Origin of the sequence: Pseudomonas sp. NBRC 111132 (assembly GCF_001320565.1) — a bacterium.
Classification (GTDB): Bacteria; Pseudomonadota; Gammaproteobacteria; order Pseudomonadales; family Pseudomonadaceae; genus Aquipseudomonas; species Aquipseudomonas putida_P.
Map to the genome: position 1 here is coordinate 144268 of NZ_BCBI01000002.1, position 19890 is coordinate 164157.

A 19890-nucleotide genomic window follows, 5' to 3' on the forward strand; every position below is an offset into this window, starting at 1 on the left:
AGCATTCGCCGCATGACGTATTCAGGAAGATTCACCTGGGGCCTGGTTTTCTGGGCCGCCAGTTTCGCAGCGTGGGGCCAGAGCGAGTTGCTGGTGAAGGTAAAACCGGCCAACAAGGCGCTCAAGGCCAATGTCGAAGGCTATATCGGCACCTTGGGTGACCGCGATGAAGAAGCACTTTTACGCTTCAGTCGCGGGGCCGAGGAGCAGGCGCGCAAAGCGGCGCAGGCACTTGGTTACTATCAGGCACAGATCGATACCGAGGTAAAACCCGCCAGCGACGCTGACCATTCCCCGCAACTGATCATCAGCATCAACCCTGGCGAGCCCATTCGCCTGCGCAACGTGACTGTGCGCATCGAGGGCCCGGCCAGCGAAATGAAGGCCTTCCGCGTGCCTGACAGCAAGGCGCTGCGCGCGGGTGAGCAACTCAATCACGGCCTTTATGAGGATGCCAAACGGCTGATCCAGAACCAGGCGTCGCGCTACGGTTTCTTCAGTGGACGCTTCAGCAGCCAGCGCCTGGCTGTGGACCCGCAGGCCGGCGTGGCCGATATCGAACTGGTCTACCAGAGTGGCCCGCGCTATCGCCTGGGCGCTGTCACCTTCGGGGGCGACACGCCGTTGGATGACGATCTCTTGCAGCGTATGGTGTCATTCAAACCGGGCACCCCCTACGACTCGGAACTGGTCGCCGAGCTGAACAATGACCTGCAATCGAGCGGCTATTTCGAAGGTGTGCGCGTAGACGCGGCGCCTACTGCCGCCGTAGGTGAAGAAGTCCCGGTGGATGTCCGTCTGGAAACCCGTAAACCACGCACCCTGGGCCTGGGCCTGGGTTTCTCGACTGACGTCGGGCCGCGCGGCAAGGCCAACTGGACCCGCCACTGGGTCAACCCGCAGGGCCACAGCTACGGTTGGGAAACCGAGCTGTCCGCACCACGGCAGAACGTCGGCCTGTGGTACGACATTCCCCTCGACCCGCCGCTGACCGACAAGCTGCGCTTTGCCGGTGGCTACCAGAATGAAGAGCTTGCCGGTACCGACACGCTCAGCAAGCTGTTGACGGTCGGCCCCGAGTGGCACAGCAAGCTGCCCAGTGGCTGGCAGCGGGTGATATCGCTCAAGTACCAGCGCGAGGAGTATCGCCTGGGCGACGACTCCGGGTTGAGCAACTTGCTGATGCCTGGCGTGAGCTATTCCTTCCTGCGCAGCGACAACCGCATCGACCCACACAACGGCTATCGCCTGCAATTCGATGTGCAGGGCGCCAAGGAGGGGCTGGTTTCCGATACCAACCTTCTGCACGGCAACGTATTGCTCAAAGGCCTGACCACGCTGGGCCAAAACCATCGCTTTCTCGGTCGCGTGCAGTTTGGCGGCAGCGCGACCAATGGCTTCAAGAACAGCATTCCGCCTTCGCTGCGCTTCTTCGCCGGTGGCGACCAGAGCGTGCGCGGCTACGACTACCAGACCCTGTCGCCGAAGAACAGCGACGGCGACCGCATTGGCGGGCGCTACCTGGTGGCTGGCAGCGTCGAGTACCAATATTCGCTGACCGAAAAGTGGCGGGTTGCGACGTTCGTCGACCAAGGCAACTCGTTCAACAACCTGGAGCTGCCCAGCCTCAAGACCGGTGTTGGTTTTGGTGTGCGCTGGGTGTCGCCGGTGGGGCCGTTGCGCCTGGACCTGGCCAAAGCGCTGGATGACGAAGGGGGCATTCGCCTGCACTTTTCCATGGGGCCCGAGCTGTGAAACGCGTGATCAAATACATTCTGCTGGGCCTGCTTGGGGTAGTCGCGAGCTTGGGCCTGGCACTGGGCCTGCTGCTGGGGACCGAGGCTGGCAGCCGCTGGGCACTGGGCAAGGTGCCCGGGCTCGAAGTGGCCGATTTCCAAGGGCGCCTTGCGGGCAGTTGGCAAGCTAGCCAGCTGATCTGGGCCGACGCCGGCAGCAAGGTAGAGGTACAGGCGCCGATGCTGGCTTGGTCGCCTGCTTGCTTGCTACGCGCCACGTTGTGCATCGACCGGTTGCAGGCCGAACGCATCGACATGGCCTTTGCGCCAAGCCCCGAACCCACCGACAACGCACCGCTGCAATTGCCGACCCTGCGCTTGCCACTGGCTATCGAGCTGGGCGAGGTCAAGGTTGGTCAGCTGCGCCTGGATGGCAGCGAACTGCTTGGCGACTTGCAGCTCGCGGCGCACTGGACCAACAGCGGGATGCGCATCGACAGCCTGCGGCTGCAGCGCGACGACCTGAATTTGAACCTGCAAGGCGACCTGCAGCCCGAAGGTGACTGGCCGCTGCAACTGCAGGCGCAACTGCAGTTGCCTGCGGTAGAGGGCAAGCCTTGGCAGCTGGCACTGACTGCCAGCGGTGAATTGCAAAAAAACCTGAAACTGGCTGGCAGCAGCAGTGGTTACCTCGATGCCACGCTGAGCGGCCAATTGCAGGCATTGGCCGAACACCTGCCAGCTACCTTGCAGATCCGCTCCGAGGCATTCAAGCCGGCTGGCACGTTGCCCGACACTTTGCAGCTGAACCAGCTGAAGCTCGACGCCCAGGGCGATTTGCTCAAGGGCTATCACCTGTCGGGCACGGCCAGCCTGCCCGCCGAACAATCGCCGATCGCCCTGGCCTTGTCCGGGTTGGTGGACAGTAAAGGCGCCAGGCTCGATGCCTTGGACCTGACCGCCAACGACAACCAACGGGTCAAGTTGCAAGCGACGGCTGACTGGCAGCAAGGCCTGAGCGCCGATGCGAAGCTGGACTGGCAGGATTTCCCGTGGTGGCGCCTGTACCCCTTGGAGACTCCGCCTGAGGTCACCCTCAAGCGCTTCAATACCCAGGTGCATTATCGCGATGGCAATTACCAGGGCACCTTCAAGGGTGAGCTGGACGGCCCGGCGGGGGCGTTCAGCCTGGCCAGCCCGTTCGAAGGCGACCTGAGCCAGGTGAAACTGCCACAGTTGGCGCTGACTGCCGGCCAGGGCAAGGCCGCCGGCAGTGTCGCCGTGCGTTTTGCCAACACGCTGGCCTGGGATGTCGACTTGCAGCTTTCCGCGCTCGATCCGGCCTATTGGCTGGCCGAGCTACCGGGCACCCTGGCGGGGCCACTGCGCAGCAAAGGCGAGCTTAAAGGCGAGGCGCTTACCCTCGATGCCCAGCTCGACCTTAAAGGCCGCCTGCGTGGCCAGCCAGCCGTACTCAAGGCCGAAGCCCAGGGGGCAGGGCAAAACTGGACCCTGGGCGCACTGGCTATCCAGCTGGGTGACAACCGCATCAACGGCAGTGGCAGCCTGCAACAACGGCTGGCCGGGCGAATCGACCTCGACTTGCCGCGCCTGGGCCAGTTGTGGCCGAGGCTGCAAGGGCAGGTCAAGGGGCGGCTGGATGTCGCCGGGACGCTGCAGGCTCCGCAAGGTACCCTGACCTTGCAAGGTCAGCGCTTGGCCCAGGCCGAAAACCGCCTGCAGCAGCTGGACCTGGAGGCGCGCCTGGACAACGCTCAACGCGGCGTTGTCGAGCTCAAGGCCACAGGTATTCACCTGGGTGACACGGCCTTGGGCACGCTGCAGGCCAACGGCAAAGGCGACATTCGCCAACAGGCCGTGACTCTGGCGTTGGACGGCCCGCAACTCAAGCTCGACCTTGGCCTGGATGGCCAGTTGAACAAGGGTGACTGGCGTGGTCGTCTGGCCAGCGGGCGGATTCAGGCCGGCGGCCAGGATTGGCAGTTGCAGGCCCCGGCACGCCTGCAGCGGCTGGCCAGCGGTCAGCTGGACTTCGGGGCCCACTGCTGGCGCTCCGGGCAGGCCAGCCTGTGTGGCGAGGACCAGCGCCTGGCCCCCGAGCCCCGCCTGCGCTACCACCTCAAGCAGTTCCCGCTGGACAGCCTGGCCCAGTGGCTGCCGAAGGACTTTGCCTGGCAAGGCCTGCTCAATGCCGATATCAACCTGGACATCCCGGCCAGCGGCCCCAAGGGTACTGTCGTTGTCGATGCCAGTGGCGGCACCCTGCGGGTACGCGACAAGGGCCGCTGGATCGACTTCCCGTATCAGGCCCTGCGCCTGGACAGCGCGCTGGCACCGCGACGCATCGATACGCGCCTGGCGTTTCGCGGTGAGCGTCTGGGGGAACTGAGCGTCAACGCCCGGCTCGATCCGCTAGGCAAGAACAAGCCATTGTCGGGTGATTTCCGCCTGGCCGGGCTAGACCTGTCGGTGGCCCGTCCGTTTGTGCCGATGGTCGAACGCCTGGCCGGGCAGCTCAATGGCAGTGGCCGGCTTTCAGGTACTTTGCTGGCGCCGCAGGTCAACGGTAACCTGATGCTCAGCGGTGGTGAAGTCAGTGGTGCAGAGCTGCCGGCCAGCCTGCAGGACCTGTCACTGCAGGCACTGATCAGCGGTGAGCAGGTGCAGCTCAACGGCAATTGGCGCAGTGGCGAGGCTGGGCGTGGGCAGTTGAGTGGCAACCTCACCTGGGGCCAGGCGTTGGGCATGGACGTGCGTTTGCAAGGCCAGCAACTGCCGGTCACGGTCGAGCCCTATGCCGCACTGGAGGTGGCCCCAGACCTTACCTTGCGCCTGATCGACGACAAGCTGGCGGTGACCGGCAAGGTTCAGGTGCCCAAGGGCAAGATCACCGTCCGCGAGCTGCCGCCGTCCACCGTCAAGGTGTCGGATGACACGGTAATCGTCGGTCACCAGACCGAAGAGGGCAAACCGCCCATGGCGATGGCCATGGACATCGACGTCGAAGTGGGCCAGGACAAGCTGTCGTTCAGCGGCTTTGGCCTTACCGCCAACCTGCTTGGCCATGTGCACATTGGTGATAACCTCGACACCCGTGGCGAGCTGAGCCTGGCAGACGGCCGCTACCGTGCCTACGGTCAACGCTTGACCATCCGCCGAGCGCGGCTGCTGTTCGCCGGCCCAATCGACCAGCCGTACCTGGACATCGAAGCAATCCGCAAGGTTGACGATGTGATTGCTGGTATCCGCCTGAGCGGCAGCGCCGAACAGCCCACCACGAAGGTGTTCTCGGAGCCGGCCATGAGCCAGGAGCAGGCGCTGTCGTACCTGGTACTGGGGCGGCCATTGGGCACCTCCGGCGAAGACAACAACATGCTCGCCGAGGCGGCCTTGGGCTTGGGGCTGGCCGGCAGTGCCGGCATTACCGGCAGCCTGGCGTCGAGCCTGGGTATCGACGACTTCCAGTTGGATACCGAAGGGTCGGGCAACAGCACCAGCGTGGTCGCCAGCGGCAACCTGACTGAAAAGCTGAGCCTGCGTTACGGGGTAGGGGTGTTCGAACCCGCCAACACCATCGCCTTGCGTTACAAGTTGAGCAAGAAGGTCTACCTTGAAGCCGCCAGCGGGCTGGCGAGTTCACTGGATATCTTCTACAAACGCGACTTCTAGGCCTGCGCCGGGGCGGTCGTCAACGGACGATGGCCGCCTCGATGAACTCATTGGTGTCGGTTGGGGGCGGCGATTGGGTAGCGCGTACCGGGACGATCAGGCTGGTGTATTCCTCGATCAACCGGTTCAGCGCCTCCGGCGGCTCACTCGCCTGGAACTGCATGCGAATCTGCACTTCGTCTGGGTCCCGGCTTTCACCCTGACGGCCCTGGCCGCCGATGGTCACCTTGAAGCTGGCGGCCTTCCTCTCGGCTGCCGTCAGCAGCGCCTGTTGCGCTTCAGTACCTTTGACCCTTACAGACAAATCGACCTGCATGCGCTCCAGGGCCAGGCCCTTGGGTGATACCAGGGCGAACAATGGAACGCGCATGATGTGCTGGCCGTCCATCGCCACCTCGACCATCTTGGCCTTCATAGGGGCGCCCAACGCCTCGGTGTCGCATTCGAAGAACTGGTCGAAGAGGTTGATGTACTGCTGGGCGATCAAACTGTTGGTGGCGCTGGCGGCCTCTTGCAGGCCACGGGTGATCTCGCGCAGGTCGATGGAGGTCATGGGGGCAGGGGGCTTTTGCAACGATCCGACTCCTCAAGCCAGGTTATGCCCCTCTCATTGCGGGAAGAGGGGCTCGAGGGTGAAGTGCAAGGGTCTTAAGGGGTCGGTAGTTTTTCAGGCTCAGGCCCTTTCAAGGTATCGGCCTGGGAAATTTCGTCCGGGCTTTCCAGCGCGGCCGTTCTGACAACGGTTGGCTTGGTCGCGGCGTCAGTCAGAAACTCGATTACCCTCATCATCGCTTCGGGCGGTTCCTGGCGTTTCAAGGTCGTGTTGAAGGCATAGCGGGCGCGGGTATCTGTCTTGCGGGTTTGCGTGGACTTGTGGCTCACGCTGCCTTTCACGTTCAGCTTGAACGGCCCCCAGCCCAGGGAGGCGGTCGTTTCTGCATTCATGTCCTTGCTGGATACATCTTCGGACATCTGGCTGATGACCAGCTCGAACTCGACATTACCCTCTTCAATGGAAATGTTCGGGTGGGTAATGGCCGCCAGCAGCGGCACTTTCATGGTCTTGCTGACCACACCCTTGTATTCGCCTTGTTCGTCGACGATGGTTTCGTCGTAGTCGAACTGGATGGCGACGGCCTTGCCATCCTGGACGCACACCTGCATCAGGAAGTCGGCGTACGATTTACTGGCAGTTACCTGCGCCTGGACCATGGCCTGCAAGGGGCCAGCAATCAGGCGGTCCATCGGCAGGGCGTTGATGACGGAGCCAATCAGGCTGTTATCTATCGACATATAAGGAAACTCATCTTCTGGTGGGTTGAGGCAACCGCATAAGGGCTGCTACGGTGCTTGGGTATCAGCGAGTGCAAGGCTCCTGGCGCCGGATGTTGCCGATCTGGCGCAGGCTCAGGCCGTACTTGTTCGCCAGCAGGCTGCGTGACAAGCCGTTGGCGCTTTCCTTCTGGATCTGCTGGTTGCGCAGTTGGCGCAGAAAGTGGTCAGCCTTGGGAATTTCCAGTGCGACCCCGGCAAAGCGCTTGATCAGTGCGTCTAACGCTTCGGCTGGCAGCACGTCGGCGAGCTTGGTGCGCTCGCGGTGCTTGGGAATGTATTTGGGCCTGCCGCCGTAGGCGCAGGTGAGCTGGTAGGCGTTTTCGATACCGATACACTCGATCAAGGCCTGCAACGAGTGGGGCAGTTGGCTGATATCGATCTGGCTCAAATCTGGCAGTTGCATATGGCGCTCCTTCGGGATGGGTGGATGTGCGACCCGATCACCCACGGCGTTATGTCGAAGGTGTGAGCAAATTCTGTGCGACAGCCAAGGCGCGTCGCTAGGCGACATAGGGGCTGGGGGTTGTAGCTTCGGTGAGTAGGTTTTGCAGGCAACGATATCTGGCGGTGTAGGAAATCGCGTTGACTTCCGGCTGTACCGTAAGGCGACCCATCTGGTTACTCCCATTGATGCGAATGGGTCAGGCAACCATCAGTCGCACGGATAGCTGCTCAGCAAGCTGGCGCTAGCCAGGTAGGCGTGAGGGGTGGCGTGCATGCCTTGGGGCAATGTGCGCCAATCGACCAACAGGCAAAGCGCATGCAACGGCTGCCCGTTGCGCTGGCCAATGGCCGGGCCGGCAAAGCTGCGGCGGTACAGTGCCTGTGTCTGGCGCAGTGCCTGTACCTGGTCGGCCTGGGCCAGGGTTTGCCGAGCCAGGTCGGGTAACCGGGCCGCAGGCACGCTGAAATGTACCGGCGCAGCACCAGCCTGCAGGTAGCCGGCCTGGCGGACACGTTGCCACAATTGTTGCCATTGGCTGGCACCGGCATGGGTAGCCAACTGGTGGCCCAGTTCGAGCAGGTGTTCGTCAGGCGTCTGCTGGGTGTCCAGCGCATGAAGGGAGAGGGGGGACAGAAACAGCGATGCGAACAGCAACGTTTTGTACATGGTGCCTCCGGCATGGGTGCTTGGAACTCCCATGCTTTCAGGCCCGCGCTGCCCCACCCAGCAGGAAATACAGCGCTGTGGGCAGTGACCGTTGTATCATTGCCGCCGCTCGTTGCGAGCCATTTGCCCCTGATGTTGCAAGGAACCTTCGATGACACACGTGCAGCGCCTCAAATATTCACTTTTGATCATCCTGGTGGTACTGGGCCTGATGCTGGGCCTGTCCCATCTGCAGAAGCAGGGCACAATCAGTGAACAGACCTTCCAGATGCTGGCCATCGCCATTGCCGTGGTGGTCGTGGTGATCAACGGCATTCTGCGGCGCAAGGTCAAGCCCTGATCTGCGCGGGCCGGCCAGGCATGGCCGGCCATGCGCTCAGCGCGAGAGTGTTTGCTCCAGTACGGCACGCGCCTGGGGGTTGAGGCTGTAACATTTGTCGCTACCCAGCTGGATGACGCCTTCGGTGCACAGGCGCTTGAGTACTTCGCGCACACTGAGGAACGACAACGGGATATCCAGTTGTTCCAGTTGTGCATGCACACCGCGCACGCCAATACTGCGGCCATTGCGGTCGGCGGCGTGCAAAGCGTCGATCACCTTGAGGCGGATCAGGCTGGTGCGCAGGCCGAAGGTGCGCAGCAGCTCGCGGATCTGTTCATTGCCGATGCGTTCTTCAGAAAAAGCGTCCTGTCCATTGGGCGCTTTGCCTGGGACGCGCCCGGCCTGGATCGAGGGTTGCGGGTTGTACATGTGAATGCTCCTTTTCGTGGACGAACCCGAAATGTGGTTGCCTCACTTACTAGGACGAATGAGAACGCAAAAACTGCAACCCACTCGTAAAAAAAATGCCTGCTCCTCATCAAGACGTTCCATCGCCTTGTAATACGTAAAATTTTCATCTGGCCATTCGTCTGATCGGGATGACCCCCGAATCCGAGGAGTGCCCGTGTTTCCACTTTCCCGTCCCATGACGTGCGCCGGCCTGGCCGCTGCCCTGGTGGCCTTCAGTATCGGCGTACAGGCGCAGCCCGCCGTAGCCGATACCAGTGCCCAGATCCGCCGCACCAGTTTTGGCGTGCCGCATATCGTGGCCAAGGATGAGCGCGGCCTGGGTTATGGCGTTGGCTATGCCTATGCCCAGGACAACCTGTGCCTGCTGGCCAATGAAGTGCTGACCGTGAGCGGTGAGCGATCGCGCTTTTTCGGCGCCAAGGGCAAGACCCTGGAGCAGCGTGACAACCTGGCCAGCGACCTGTTTTTCACCTGGCTCAACAGCCCTGCGGCGGTCGATGCGTTCCTGCAGGCACAGCCAGCGCCGGTACAGGCACTGCTGGCGGGTTATGCCAGCGGCTACAACCGGGCATTGGCCGAGCGCCGTGGCCAAGGGCTGCCCGCCGAATGCGGCGAGGGTGAGTGGGTGCGGCCTATCAGCAGCCAGGACCTGGTCAAACTGACCCGCCGGTTGCTGGCCGAGGGCGGTGTCGGGCAGTTCGTCGAGGCGCTGGCGGGGGCACACCCTCCAGCACTGACCCGCCAGGCATCCTCAGCGGGTTTTGCCGCTGCGCTGGCCCGGCAGGAGCGGTTCGCCTCGGAGCGTGGCAGCAATGCTGTGGCAGTAGGTGCGCAGCGTTCGGCCAATGGCCGCGGCCTGTTGCTGGCCAACCCCCACTTCCCGTGGATGGGCGGCATGCGCTTTTACCAGATGCAACTGACCATTCCAGGCCAGCTCGACGTGATGGGCGCAGCATTACCGGGCCTGCCGATGATCAACATCGGTTTCAACCAGCACCTGGCGTGGACGCACACCGTCGACACCTCTAAGCACTTCACCCTCTACCGCCTGCAGCTCGACCCCAAGGACCCGACGCGCTACTTGCTCGATGGCAGGTCGCTACCGCTGGCCCGGCAAACCATCCGTGTGGCGGTCAAGGCCGAGGATGGCAGCCTGAGCCAGGTAGCGCGGCAGGTCTACAGCTCTCAGTTCGGCCCGGTGGTGCAATGGCCAGGTCGCCTGGACTGGGATGTGCATGCGGCCTACAGCTTGCGTGACGCCAACCTTGAGAACACACGTGTATTGCAGCAGTGGTACCAGATCAACCGTGCCGACAGCCTCGCGGCATTGAAGGGTTCGGTCGAGCAGTTGCAAGGCATCCCTTGGGTCAACACGCTGGCCGTGGACCAGGGTGGGCGGGCTTTGTACCTGAACCAGTCGGTCGTGCCCTATGTCGACCAGCAACTGCTGGATACCTGCAGCAACCCGCAGGCGCAAGGGCGCGTGGTGGTGCTGGATGGTTCGCGTAGCGCCTGCCAGTGGAAGGTGGACGCGCAGGCGGCGCAACCGGGCATTTTCCCGGCCCGCTTGCTGCCGAGCCTCGAGCGTGAAGACTTCGTGCAAAACTCCAACGACCCGGCCTGGATGGCGAACCCTGCACAGCCGCTGACCGGCTACTCACCCTTGGTCAGCCGCAATGACCAGCCGCTGGGCATGCGTGGCCGTTTTGCCCTGCAGCGTTTGCAAGGCACCGCCCGGTTGGGTGTGGATGAGCTGCAGCGCATGGTCACCGATGACGAGGTCTACCTGGCCAGCCTGGTGCTGCCGGACCTGCTGCAATGGTGCAAGGGTGCCAGCGCGGATGTGCAGGCCGTGTGCAGCAGCCTGGCTGCCTGGAACGGCAAGGCCGACCTGGACAGTGGCATTGGCCTGGTGCATTTCCAGAATCTGTTCACTGCCTTGGCCGAGCACCCGGAAAGCTGGCGGGTGGCGTTCGACCCGGCCGACCCGCAGCACACCCCGCGCGGCCTTGCGGTCGAGCAAGCCGCGGTGCGTAAGCTGGTACACGATGCAGCACTGGCGTCGATCAAGCAGGTAAGTGAGAGTGGCGTGGCCGGGGAGGCGCGTTGGGGGCAGGTGCAGCAGGCGCTTGATGGCACGCCGGTACCGGGTGGCCCGCAGGCGCTGGGGGTGTACAACGCCATTTACAGCGTGCCGCACGGGCACGGCAAGCGGCTGGTGGTCAGTGGTACCAGCTACCTGCAACTGGTCAGCTTCACCGACAAAGGGCCAGAGGCGCGTGGGCTGCTGGCGTTCTCGCAGTCCAGCGAGGCCGCTTCGGCGCACGCCAGTGACCAGACCAAGGCCTTCGCGGCCAAGCAACTGGCGCTGATACCGTTTACCGAGGCACAGATCAAGGCGGACCCTGAGTACCGGGAATCGGTGATCAGTGAGCGGGACAAGGGGGCAATGGCGCAGCAGTAAGGCATGCTGGCCACTTCGCGGGTCACCCCCGAAGTGGCCAGTGCTGGCAACCCGCTGGTGTCGGGGTCAGGAAAACTCGAACGGCGCCAGCTGGAACCCTTGCTCGTCAACCTGCAGGGCCCAACCCCGGCGGTCCCAGTCGCCCAGCACGATGCGCCGTGCTGGCTGCCCATCGACCATCAGCTTGTGGATCGCCGGGCGGTGGGTATGGCCATGCACCAGCGTGCGCACGCCATGCGCCGCCATCACCTTCGGTACTTCCTCCGGCGTGACGTCGACAATTTCGGTGGATTTCATCCGCGTTTGCGTGCGGCTTTCGCTGCGCAGCTTGCGCGCCAGCTTGTAGCGGGACGACAACGGCAGGTGGCGCAAAATCCACAAGCTCAGCGGGTTGCGCAGCAAACGGCGCATTTTCATGTAACCCAGGTCGCGGGTGCACAAAGTGTCGCCATGCATCAGCAGCACCTGTTCACCGCCCAGCTCGATCACGCTGGGGTCGCTCAGTAGCGTACAGCCTGCGGCGTCGCAGAAGGCCTGGCCAATCAGGAAATCACGGTTGCCGTGCATCAGGTAGATGGCCGTGCCGCTGTCGCTCAGCCGGCGCATGGCCTGGCAGATCGACTGCTGGAAGGGCGTCATGGCATCGTCACCGATCCACGCTTCGAAAAAGTCGCCAAGAATGTACAGCGCCTTGGCGTGGCGGGCACGGCCATCGAGCAGATCAAGAAACGCCCGGGAAATATCCGGGCGTTCTTCTTGCAGATGCAGATCGGAGATCAGCAGTATCACTCAATGATCTCGGCTTTCTCGATGATCACGTCGTCTTTCGGTACGTCCTGGTGACCCGCTTTGGAGCCGGTGGCGACTTTTTCGATAGCGTCGACAATTTCACGGCCTTCGATCACTTCGCCGAACACGGCGTAGCCCCAGCCCTGCACGTTCTTGCCGCTGTGGTTGAGGAAGTCGTTGTCGGAGGCGTTGATGAAGAACTGCGCCGAGGCGGAGTGCGGCTCCATGGTGCGGGCCATGGCGATGCTGTACTTCTTGTTCTTCAGGCCGTTGTCGGCTTCGTTCTGGATGCTGGCGCGGGTTTTCTTCTGGCTCATGCCGGCCTCGAAGCCGCCGCCCTGGATCATGAAGCCCTTGATGACACGGTGGAATACGGTGCCATCGTAGTGGCCGTCCTTGACGTACTGAACGAAGTTTTCGGTAGTCAGAGGCGCTTTCTCGGCGTCCAGCTGCAGGACGATGTCGCCGTGGTTGGTGCTCAGTTTGACTTTGGACATGCTGAAACTCGCTCTTTCAAGGCAATCAGAAATTAGGGTGCGCAGTGCGCGGGTTATCACCTGACGCAGGATCAAGCGAACTCGACACATGGCGCGCACTGGCCATTTTGCCAGGCTGCGGCAAAAAGCCGTGATAAATCACATCAGTTTGTTTGGGCCCGACTGTCAGCAGCTTGACTGCTTCGGCTATGATAGGCCCTTTGATTCAATCGGCCTACCCAGGCTGGACACACGCATTCAAGGATCCTATGAGCAAGCCCACTGCCGACAACGCGCCCAACGCCGCTGCCAAAGGCGCCCCCGCTGTCCCTGCGAACTTCCTGCGGCCGATCATCCAGGCCGACCTGGACTCGGGCAAGCACAGCAGCATCGTCACCCGTTTCCCGCCGGAGCCCAATGGTTATCTGCACATCGGCCACGCCAAGTCGATCTGCGTCAACTTTGGCCTGGCAAAGGAATTCGGCGGCGTCTGCCACCTGCGTTTCGACGATACCAACCCGGCCAAGGAAGACCAGGAGTACATCGACGCCATCCAGAATGATGTCAAGTGGCTGGGTTTCGACTGGGCCGGCGACGTGCGTTATGCCTCCGACTACTTTGACCAGTTGCACGACTGGGCGGTCGAGCTGATCAAGCAGGGCAAGGCCTACGTCTGCGACCTGACCCCTGAGCAAGCCAAGGAATACCGCGGCAACCTCAAGGAGCCGGGCAAGAACAGCCCGTTCCGCGAGCGCAGCGTGGAAGAAAACCTCGACCTGTTCGCCCGCATGAAGGCCGGCGAGTTCAAGGACGGCGAGCGCGTGCTGCGGGCCAAGATCGACATGGCCTCGCCGAACATGAACCTGCGTGACCCGATCCTGTACCGCATCCGCCATGCCCACCATCACCAGACTGGTGACAAATGGTGCATCTACCCCAACTACGACTTTACCCACGGCCAGTCGGACGCCATCGAGGGCATTACCCACTCGATCTGCACCCTGGAATTCGAAGGGCATCGTCCGCTGTACGACTGGTTCCTCGACAACCTGCCGGTGCCGGCACATCCGCGCCAGTACGAGTTCAGCCGCCTGAACCTGAACTACACCATCACCTCCAAGCGCAAGCTCAAGCAGTTGGTGGACGAGAAACACGTCGACGCCTGGGACGACCCACGCATGTCGACCCTGTCGGGCTTCCGTCGCCGTGGCTACACCCCGGCCTCGATCCGCAATTTCTGCGAAATGATCGGCACCAACCGTTCCGACGGCGTGGTCGACATGTCGATGCTGGAGTTCAGCATCCGTGACGACCTGGACCGCACCGCACCGCGCGCCATGTGCGTGCTGCGCCCGCTGAAAGTGGTCATCACCAACTACCCCGAAGGCCAGGTCGAGCAGCTTGAGCTGCCACGTCACCCGAAGGAAGACATGGGTGTGCGCGTGCTGCCGTTCTCCCGCGAGCTGTACATTGACCGCGACGACTTCATGGAAGAGCCGCCGAAGGGCTACAAGCGCCTGGAACCGGCTGGTGAAGTGCGCCTGCGTGGCAGCTACGTGATCCGCGCCGACGAAGCCATCAAGGATGCCGACGGCAACATCGTCGAGCTGCGTTGCTCGTACGACCCGGACACCCTGGGCAAGAACCCTGAAGGCCGCAAGGTCAAAGGCGTGATCCACTGGGTGCCGGCCGAGGGCAGCGTCGAGTGCGAAGTGCGCCTGTACGACCGCCTGTTCCGCTCGCCGAACCCGGAAAAGACCGAGGAGGGCGGCAGCTTCCTGGACAACATCAACCCTGGTTCGCTGCAAGTGCTCAGCGGTTGCCGTGCCGAGCCGTCGCTGGCGCAGGCGCAGCCCGAGGACCGCTTCCAGTTCGAGCGCGAAGGCTACTTCTGCGCCGACCTGAAAGACAGCCAGCCGGGCCGCCCGGTGTTCAACCGCACTGTCACCCTGCGTGACTCCTGGGGCAGCTGAGGAACCACCGTGCTTACCATTTACAACACCCTGAGCAAAGCGAAGGAAACCTTCAAGCCGCTGGATGGCAACAAGGTGCGCATGTACGTGTGCGGCATGACCGTGTACGACTACTGCCACCTGGGCCATGGTCGCAGCATGGTGGCCTTCGACCTGGTCACCCGCTGGCTGCGCAAGAGCGGCTATGACCTGACCTACGTGCGCAACATCACCGACATCGATGACAAGATCATCAATCGGGCCAACGAGAACGGCGAAACCTTCGACGCGCTCACCGCCCGCATGATCGACGCGATGCACGAAGACGAGCGTCGCCTGAACATCCTGCCGCCGGACCAGGAGCCGCGTGCCACCGACCATATCGCCGGCATGCACGCGATGATCCAGACCCTGATCGACAAGGGTTACGCCTACGCCCCGGGCAATGGCGACGTGTACTACCGCGTCGGCAAGTTCGTCGGCTATGGCAAGCTGTCGCGCAAGAAAATCGAAGACCTGCGCATCGGCGCACGCATCGAGGTCGACGAAGCCAAGCAGGACCCGCTGGACTTCGTGCTGTGGAAAGGCGTCAAGCCGGGCGAGCCGAGCTGGGAGTCGCCATGGGGCCCAGGTCGTCCGGGCTGGCACATCGAGTGCTCGGTGATGTCCACCTGCTGCCTGGGTGAGAGCTTCGACATTCACGGTGGCGGCAGCGACTTGGAGTTCCCGCACCACGAGAACGAGATTGCCCAGAGCGAGGCGGCCACTGGCAAGCAGTACGCCAACGCCTGGATGCACTGCGGCATGATCCGTATCAATGGCGAGAAGATGTCCAAGTCGTTGAACAACTTCTTCACCATCCGTGACGTGCTCGAAAAGTATCACCCGGAAGTGGTGCGCTACCTGCTGGTGGCCAGCCACTACCGCAGCGCGATCAACTACTCGGAAGACAGCTTGCGTGATGCCAAGGGCGCGCTGGAGCGCTTCTACCACGCCCTGCGCGGCCTGCCACGGGTGGCGGCCAAGGGTGGCGAAGCGTTCGTCGAGCGCTTCAGCGTGGCGATGAACGACGACTTCGGCACCCCTGAAGCCTGCGCTGTGCTGTTCGACCTGGTGCGCGAGATCAACCGCCTGCGCGACAGCGACCTGGAAGCGGCTGCCGGCCTGGCTGGTCGCCTGCGCGAGCTGGGTGATGTGCTGGGTGTGCTGCAGCTGGAAGCCGATGACTTCCTGCGTGCGGGTGCCGAAGGCAAGGTCGATGCTGCCGAGGTGGAAGGCCTGATCCAGGCGCGTCTGCAGGCGCGTACGGACAAGAACTGGGCAGAGTCGGACCGTATTCGCGACCAGCTCACCGCCATGGGCGTAGTGCTGGAAGACAGCAAGGGCGCGACTACCTGGCGTCTGGCTGACTGATCGGCGTATAGGGGCCGCAAAGCGGCCCCGCTTTTACTTGGCCAGCCCCGCGAGCGGGCAGTGCAGCACTAACCTGGCCCCACCCAGCTCGCTCTCTCCAATCTCCAGCCCAAACCCATGCAGGTCGACGATCGCCGCAACGATCGACAACCCCAGCCCGAACCCGGCATGGCGGTGGCCTTCATCACTGCGGTAGAACCGCTTCAGCACCGCAGTACGCTCTTCTTCGGGAATGCCCGGCCCGCTGTCCTCGATGGCCAGGTGCACGCCGGTATCGTCCTGTGTCGCGAAAATCCGCACCTGCCCACCCTCGGGTGTAAACTTGATCGCATTGCCTACCAGATTGGCCAGCGCCTCGAACAGCAGTTCGCGGTCACCGTGCAGAGCCGGCAGCTGTGCGGGCTGGTGCAATTCCAGATGAATGCCGCCATCCTCGGCCAATGGCAGGTAAAAGTCGTGCAGTTCGACCAGCAGTTCATGAGGGTCCAGCTGGACGAAACCAGCCCGGCGCTGGCGGTCTTCCAGCTCGCTGATGCGCAGTAACCCACGAAAGCGCGCCATCAAGGTGTCGGTTTCGCCAATGGCCTGGTCCAGCGCCTCGGCTTGCGCGGAATCCACGTCGCTTTGCTGGCGAATGCGGTAAAGCTGGGCGCGCAGGCGGGTCAGCGGGGTGCGCAGGTCATGGGCAATGTTGTCGCACACGCCTTTGACCTCGTGCATCAACCGCTCGATGCGGTCGAGCATGGCATTGACGATGGCGGCCAGCATGTCCAGTTCGTCGCGCCTGGCCGACAAGGGCAGGCGGTGAGTCAGGTCACCCGCGACGATAAGCTCGGCCTGGGCCTGGATCGCACGGATACGCTTGAGCGGGCGGCGGCGCAACAAATACCAGCCGGCAAAGCCTGGGATCAGCGTCAAGGAGATACCCCAGAGCAGGGCATCGAGAATGATCCGGGTAACCACGAACAGTGAGCCGTTGTCGCGGAACAGTACCAACCAGCGGCCATCCTGTACCTTGATCGCTACCGCGTCGCAGCTGTCGCGGGGCAGGTGTGGGTCGTCGGCATCCAGGCAGCGTTTCAATTCATGGATCTTGCCGTCCAGCCTGAGCTCCGGGGGCAAGGCTCGCACACTGCCGCCAATCGGGTTGAGCTGGGTGTCGAACAAGCCATAGGCATCGAAGCTGCGCTCCTCGAAGGCCTGGCTGGCGATCAGGGCGTCGTCCAGTTGTTTGCCGCTCATGTGCGCGAACAGGTGCTGACGCTGCAGCATGGAGTGGCGGGTGAGTTTGTTCAGGTAGCTGGACACCTCGAAGTACAGCACCCCCATGAGGATGCTGCTCCAGGCCACGAACAGAAAGCTGTACAGCGCCAGCAGGCGGCTGGTCGAGGAACTCCAGCCTTTAGACGGGTTCAGCAATGGCATAGCCGGAGCCCCGTACCGTACGGATCAGCGGCGATTGGCCGGGGGAGTCGATTTTCTTGCGCAGGCGGCCGATGTGCACGTCGATCAGGTTGGTGCCCGGGTCGAAGTGGTAGCCCCAGACTTCCTCGAAAATCATCATCCGCGTGATTACCTGGCCGCTGTGGCGCATCAGGTATTCCAGTAGCTTGTACTCGGTGGGCAGCAGGTTCAGCGTGTTGTCACCGCGACGCGCTTCGTGGCTGATCAGGTCCAGTTGCAGGTCGGCGACCTGCAGGCGGGTCTGGGTCATGGGCACGCTGTTGCGGCGCAGCAACACCTCGACCCGCGCGGCCATCTCGTCGGAGGCGAACGGTTTGGTCAGGTAGTCGTCACCGCCGGCACGCAGGCCGCGCACCCGCTCATCGACGTCGGAGAGGGCGCTGATCATCAGGATCGGCGTGGCGATCTTGAGGCTGCGCAGGGTGGTGACGATGGTCAGGCCATCGACCTCGGGCAGCATGCGGTCCAGGGTGATCAGGTCGTAGCCGCCGGCAATGGCCTTGGCCAGGCCCTCACGGCCATTGTCGGCCCAATCCACCTCCAGGCCGTGGCTGGTAAGTTCGGCGACGATTTCCTGGCCGGTGACGGCGTCGTCTTCGATGGTCAGTACGCGAGGCATGCTGGTTCCTGGGCATCTAATAGAGATTTGATTGTGCCAAAGAATAGACAACCGGCGATTTAAGAAAAATTCATCTAGCGTGCGCCGATACCTTCAGCATGCATGATCTGCGCAATGATCGGCACCGGGGTCATCAGGTGCGAGCGCATCATGGCGCTGGCGCGCTTGGCATCACGGGCGAGAATCACCTCGACCAGCGCTGCATGCTCCTGGCGCTTGAGCTCCAGCGCCTGCTCGGAAAACACCGTCTGCGTCAGCCACAGATGGCGGTAGCGTTCGGCCTGGTCGAACAGGTAGGTGCGCGCTTGCAGCAGGTGCTTGGAGCCGCAGCCCGAGGCGATGGCGGTATGGAACGCCTTGTGCCGTTCGTCCCACACGTCCAGGCGCTGTTCACGGGTTTTCACCTCCACCACTTTGGCCAGGGTGTGCGAGTGGGCCAGCACCGAGGCCTCCCAGGCGTCGTCGCCGCGTTCGATGGCCAGGGCGATGATCATCGCTTCCAGGTTGGCGCGGGCATCATAGATGTCGTTCATCTCGTCCAGCGACATGGGCGCCACCCGGTAGCCTTTCTGGCTTATCGCGTTGACCAGGTGCTCTGCCACCAGTTGTGACAGTGCTTCGCGCAGCGGGCCCACGCCCAGGTCGTAGCGTTCCTTGAGGGCGCTCATCAACAGTTTTTCACCGGGTTTGAACACGCCGCGGATGATGTCCTTCTTGAGCCTCTCATACCCGCTGAATGCTGAGTTTTGTCGGGGGGCGAGCGCTTCCAAGATCCTGTTCCTCAAAACGTTTTGCCGATCATACCGAAACCCTCTGCCGACGAAAAACAATGGACAAAAAAGTCTAATGTCGCTGAATGATAAAAATGTAGACATTTTGAGTTTGTAGCGATATTTTTACCTCGCCCGCACTGCTCCAGGTCACTACCGGACGGCGCCACACAACTTTTTTTGCCAGGACACTGCCATGAACGCCTTTACGCAGATCGACGAACTTGTCATGCCGCTGCCGCTCGAACCGCAGGGCTACACCATTGCCCCCTCGAAACAGTCGCCGCGCCTGCTGGAACTGACCTTTGCCCGGGAAACCGTCGAAGCATTCGTGCAGGCGGTTGCCCAATGGCCGGTACAGGCACTGGAGTACAAGTCGTTCCTGCGTTTTCGTGTAGGCGAAATCCTTGACGAGTTGTGCCAGGGCACCTTGCGCCCGGTGTTGCTCAACACCATCCTCGACCGCGCCAGCGGCGGCATGCTGATTACCCCTGTCGGCCTGGACGACGTGAGCCAGGCCGAGGACATGGTCAAGTTCACCACCGCTTGTGCACACCTGATCGGCCGTTCCAACTACGACGCCATGAGTGGCCAGTTCTACGCGCGCTTCGTGGTGGTCAACAGCGATAACTCCGACAGCTATCTGCGCCAGCCGCACCGGGTCATGGAACTGCACAACGACGGCACGTTCGTGAACCAGATCACCGACTACGTGCTGATGCTGAAAATCGACGAAAAGAACATGGAAGGCGGCAACTCGCTGCTGCTGCACCTGGACGACTGGGAGCAGTGCGACGAATTCTTCCGTCACCCGATGGCACGCCGCGAAATGCGTTGGACCGCACCGCCGAGCAAGAAGGTGGCCGAAGATGTGTTCCACTCGGTATTCGACACCGATGCCGAAGGCCGCCCGACCATGCGCTACATTGACCAGTTCGTGCAGCCGGAAAACTACGAGGAAGGCATCTGGCTGAACGCCTTGTCCGATTCGTTGGAAGGCAGCGAGAAGAAGGTTTCGGTACCGGTGGGGGTGGGCAGCTTCCTGCTGATCAACAACCTGTTCTGGCTGCATGGCCGCGACCGCTTCACCCCGCACGAGGGGCTGCGCCGCGAACTGATGCGCCAGCGTGGTTACGTCGCTTTCCCTAAACCGCTGTACCAGCGCGGGCAATAATGACAGGGCGCGGGGCGGGCGCCCGCCCACGCGTCTTTGCACAAAACGATGCCACCTGGGCCCGCGCGGGCCTCGGTGAGCAAGCCAGGCAATGCCTGCGTGTG

General features: G+C 62.5%; 17 protein-coding genes. 7 read left to right on the forward strand and 10 right to left on the reverse strand.

Annotation, left to right across the window (positions count from 1 at the left end; translation table 11 throughout):
- Positions 1-12: 12 nt before the first annotated feature.
- Both APH35_RS01835 and APH35_RS01840 read left to right on the forward strand, forming a co-directional pair.
- The gene (locus tag APH35_RS01835) at positions 13-1755 is read left to right on the forward strand and encodes an autotransporter assembly complex protein TamA (protein WP_012272520.1); all 1743 of its coding nucleotides are present in this window, start codon (positions 13-15) and stop codon (positions 1753-1755) included.
- The gene (locus APH35_RS01840) at positions 1752-5426 is read left to right on the forward strand and encodes a translocation/assembly module TamB domain-containing protein (RefSeq protein ID WP_060514109.1); all 3675 of its coding nucleotides are present in this window, start codon (positions 1752-1754) and stop codon (positions 5424-5426) included. The genes APH35_RS01835 and APH35_RS01840 overlap by 4 nt, the downstream gene beginning before the upstream one ends.
- Before the next feature lie 19 nt (positions 5427-5445).
- Here the strand turns inward: APH35_RS01840 and APH35_RS01845 are convergent, their stop codons facing one another.
- The 4 genes from APH35_RS01845 to APH35_RS01860 form a co-directional block, all read right to left on the reverse strand.
- Positions 5446-6000 carry a DUF2589 domain-containing protein gene (locus APH35_RS01845; protein ID WP_060514110.1) on the reverse strand — a complete coding sequence of 185 codons (555 nt, stop codon included), beginning with the start codon at positions 5998-6000 and terminating at the stop codon, positions 5446-5448.
- A 74-nt stretch (positions 6001-6074) separates the two neighbouring features.
- On the reverse strand, positions 6075-6719 hold the full coding sequence (locus APH35_RS01850; protein WP_012272517.1) for a DUF2589 domain-containing protein: 645 nt from the start codon (positions 6717-6719) through the stop codon (positions 6075-6077).
- Positions 6720-6783: 64 nt separating this feature from the next.
- The gene (locus tag APH35_RS01855) at positions 6784-7164 is read right to left on the reverse strand and encodes a Mor transcription activator family protein (RefSeq protein ID WP_012272516.1); all 381 of its coding nucleotides are present in this window, start codon (positions 7162-7164) and stop codon (positions 6784-6786) included.
- A 249-nt stretch (positions 7165-7413) separates the two neighbouring features.
- Positions 7414-7872 carry a hypothetical protein gene (locus tag APH35_RS01860; RefSeq protein ID WP_060514111.1) on the reverse strand — a complete coding sequence of 153 codons (459 nt, stop codon included), beginning with the start codon at positions 7870-7872 and terminating at the stop codon, positions 7414-7416.
- Between the two features lie 151 nt (positions 7873-8023).
- On the opposite strand from APH35_RS01860, the gene APH35_RS01865 reads away from it, so the two are divergent.
- A complete protein-coding gene (locus tag APH35_RS01865; protein ID WP_003248064.1) occupies positions 8024-8212 on the forward strand; it encodes a hypothetical protein in 189 nt (62 codons plus the stop codon).
- A 36-nt stretch (positions 8213-8248) separates the two neighbouring features.
- On the opposite strand, the gene APH35_RS01870 is transcribed toward APH35_RS01865, so the two are convergent.
- A complete protein-coding gene (locus tag APH35_RS01870; RefSeq protein WP_012272514.1) occupies positions 8249-8623 on the reverse strand; it encodes a hypothetical protein in 375 nt (124 codons plus the stop codon).
- 196 nt (positions 8624-8819) lie between these two features.
- On the opposite strand from APH35_RS01870, the gene pvdQ reads away from it, so the two are divergent.
- A complete protein-coding gene (gene pvdQ, locus APH35_RS01875) occupies positions 8820-11129 on the forward strand; it encodes a bifunctional acylase PvdQ (RefSeq protein WP_060514112.1) in 2310 nt (769 codons plus the stop codon).
- 66 nt (positions 11130-11195) lie between these two features.
- Here the strand turns inward: pvdQ and APH35_RS01880 are convergent, their stop codons facing one another.
- Together APH35_RS01880 and APH35_RS01885 are read right to left on the reverse strand one after the other, a co-directional pair.
- Positions 11196-11918 carry a UDP-2,3-diacylglucosamine diphosphatase gene (locus APH35_RS01880; protein WP_012272512.1) on the reverse strand — a complete coding sequence of 241 codons (723 nt, stop codon included), beginning with the start codon at positions 11916-11918 and terminating at the stop codon, positions 11196-11198.
- Positions 11915-12415 (reverse strand): peptidylprolyl isomerase, encoded by a 501-nt coding sequence (locus APH35_RS01885; protein ID WP_060493140.1) that lies wholly within the window; start codon positions 12413-12415, stop codon positions 11915-11917. The genes APH35_RS01880 and APH35_RS01885 overlap by 4 nt, the downstream gene beginning before the upstream one ends.
- Positions 12416-12663: 248 nt before the next feature.
- On the opposite strand from APH35_RS01885, the gene APH35_RS01890 reads away from it, so the two are divergent.
- Together APH35_RS01890 and cysS are read left to right on the forward strand one after the other, a co-directional pair.
- Positions 12664-14367, forward strand: coding sequence for a glutamine--tRNA ligase/YqeY domain fusion protein (locus tag APH35_RS01890; protein WP_060493141.1), 1704 nt, complete (start codon positions 12664-12666; stop codon positions 14365-14367).
- A gap of 9 nt (positions 14368-14376) precedes the next feature.
- Positions 14377-15759 carry a cysteine--tRNA ligase gene (gene cysS, locus APH35_RS01895; RefSeq protein ID WP_060514113.1) on the forward strand — a complete coding sequence of 461 codons (1383 nt, stop codon included), beginning with the start codon at positions 14377-14379 and terminating at the stop codon, positions 15757-15759.
- Between the two features lie 33 nt (positions 15760-15792).
- On the opposite strand, the gene APH35_RS01900 is transcribed toward cysS, so the two are convergent.
- The 3 genes from APH35_RS01900 to csiR all read right to left on the reverse strand — a co-directional run bounded on the left by APH35_RS01900 (position 15793) and on the right by csiR (position 18612).
- Complete coding sequence (locus APH35_RS01900) at positions 15793-17184, reverse strand: sensor histidine kinase (protein WP_012272508.1); 1392 nt, start codon at positions 17182-17184, stop codon at positions 15793-15795.
- The gene (locus tag APH35_RS01905) at positions 17162-17842 is read right to left on the reverse strand and encodes a response regulator transcription factor (protein ID WP_012272507.1); all 681 of its coding nucleotides are present in this window, start codon (positions 17840-17842) and stop codon (positions 17162-17164) included. Before APH35_RS01905 ends, APH35_RS01900 begins: the two co-directional genes overlap by 23 nt.
- A 74-nt stretch (positions 17843-17916) precedes the next feature.
- On the reverse strand, positions 17917-18612 hold the full coding sequence (csiR, locus tag APH35_RS01910) for a DNA-binding transcriptional regulator CsiR (RefSeq protein ID WP_012272506.1): 696 nt from the start codon (positions 18610-18612) through the stop codon (positions 17917-17919).
- Positions 18613-18808: 196 nt separating this feature from the next.
- Between csiR and glaH the strand changes: the two genes are divergently transcribed.
- Positions 18809-19786 (forward strand): glutarate dioxygenase GlaH, encoded by a 978-nt coding sequence (glaH, locus tag APH35_RS01915; protein WP_012272505.1) that lies wholly within the window; start codon positions 18809-18811, stop codon positions 19784-19786.
- Positions 19787-19890: the final 104 nt, after the last annotated feature.

Coding starts and splice junctions, on each gene's coding strand:
- APH35_RS01835 (WP_012272520.1), top strand. CDS start 13: ATGACGTATTCAGGAAGATTCACCTGGGGCCTGGTTTTCTGGGCCGCC.
- APH35_RS01855 (WP_012272516.1), bottom strand. CDS start 7,164: ATGCAACTGCCAGATTTGAGCCAGATCGATATCAGCCAACTGCCCCAC.
- APH35_RS01860 (WP_060514111.1), bottom strand. CDS start 7,872: ATGTACAAAACGTTGCTGTTCGCATCGCTGTTTCTGTCCCCCCTCTCC.
- APH35_RS01850 (WP_012272517.1), bottom strand. CDS start 6,719: ATGTCGATAGATAACAGCCTGATTGGCTCCGTCATCAACGCCCTGCCG.
- APH35_RS01865 (WP_003248064.1), top strand. CDS start 8,024: ATGACACACGTGCAGCGCCTCAAATATTCACTTTTGATCATCCTGGTG.
- APH35_RS01890 (WP_060493141.1), top strand. CDS start 12,664: ATGAGCAAGCCCACTGCCGACAACGCGCCCAACGCCGCTGCCAAAGGC.
- APH35_RS01905 (WP_012272507.1), bottom strand. CDS start 17,842: ATGCCTCGCGTACTGACCATCGAAGACGACGCCGTCACCGGCCAGGAA.
- glaH (WP_012272505.1), top strand. CDS start 18,809: ATGAACGCCTTTACGCAGATCGACGAACTTGTCATGCCGCTGCCGCTC.
- APH35_RS01900 (WP_012272508.1), bottom strand. CDS start 17,184: ATGCCATTGCTGAACCCGTCTAAAGGCTGGAGTTCCTCGACCAGCCGC.
- APH35_RS01870 (WP_012272514.1), bottom strand. CDS start 8,623: ATGTACAACCCGCAACCCTCGATCCAGGCCGGGCGCGTCCCAGGCAAA.
- APH35_RS01885 (WP_060493140.1), bottom strand. CDS start 12,415: ATGTCCAAAGTCAAACTGAGCACCAACCACGGCGACATCGTCCTGCAG.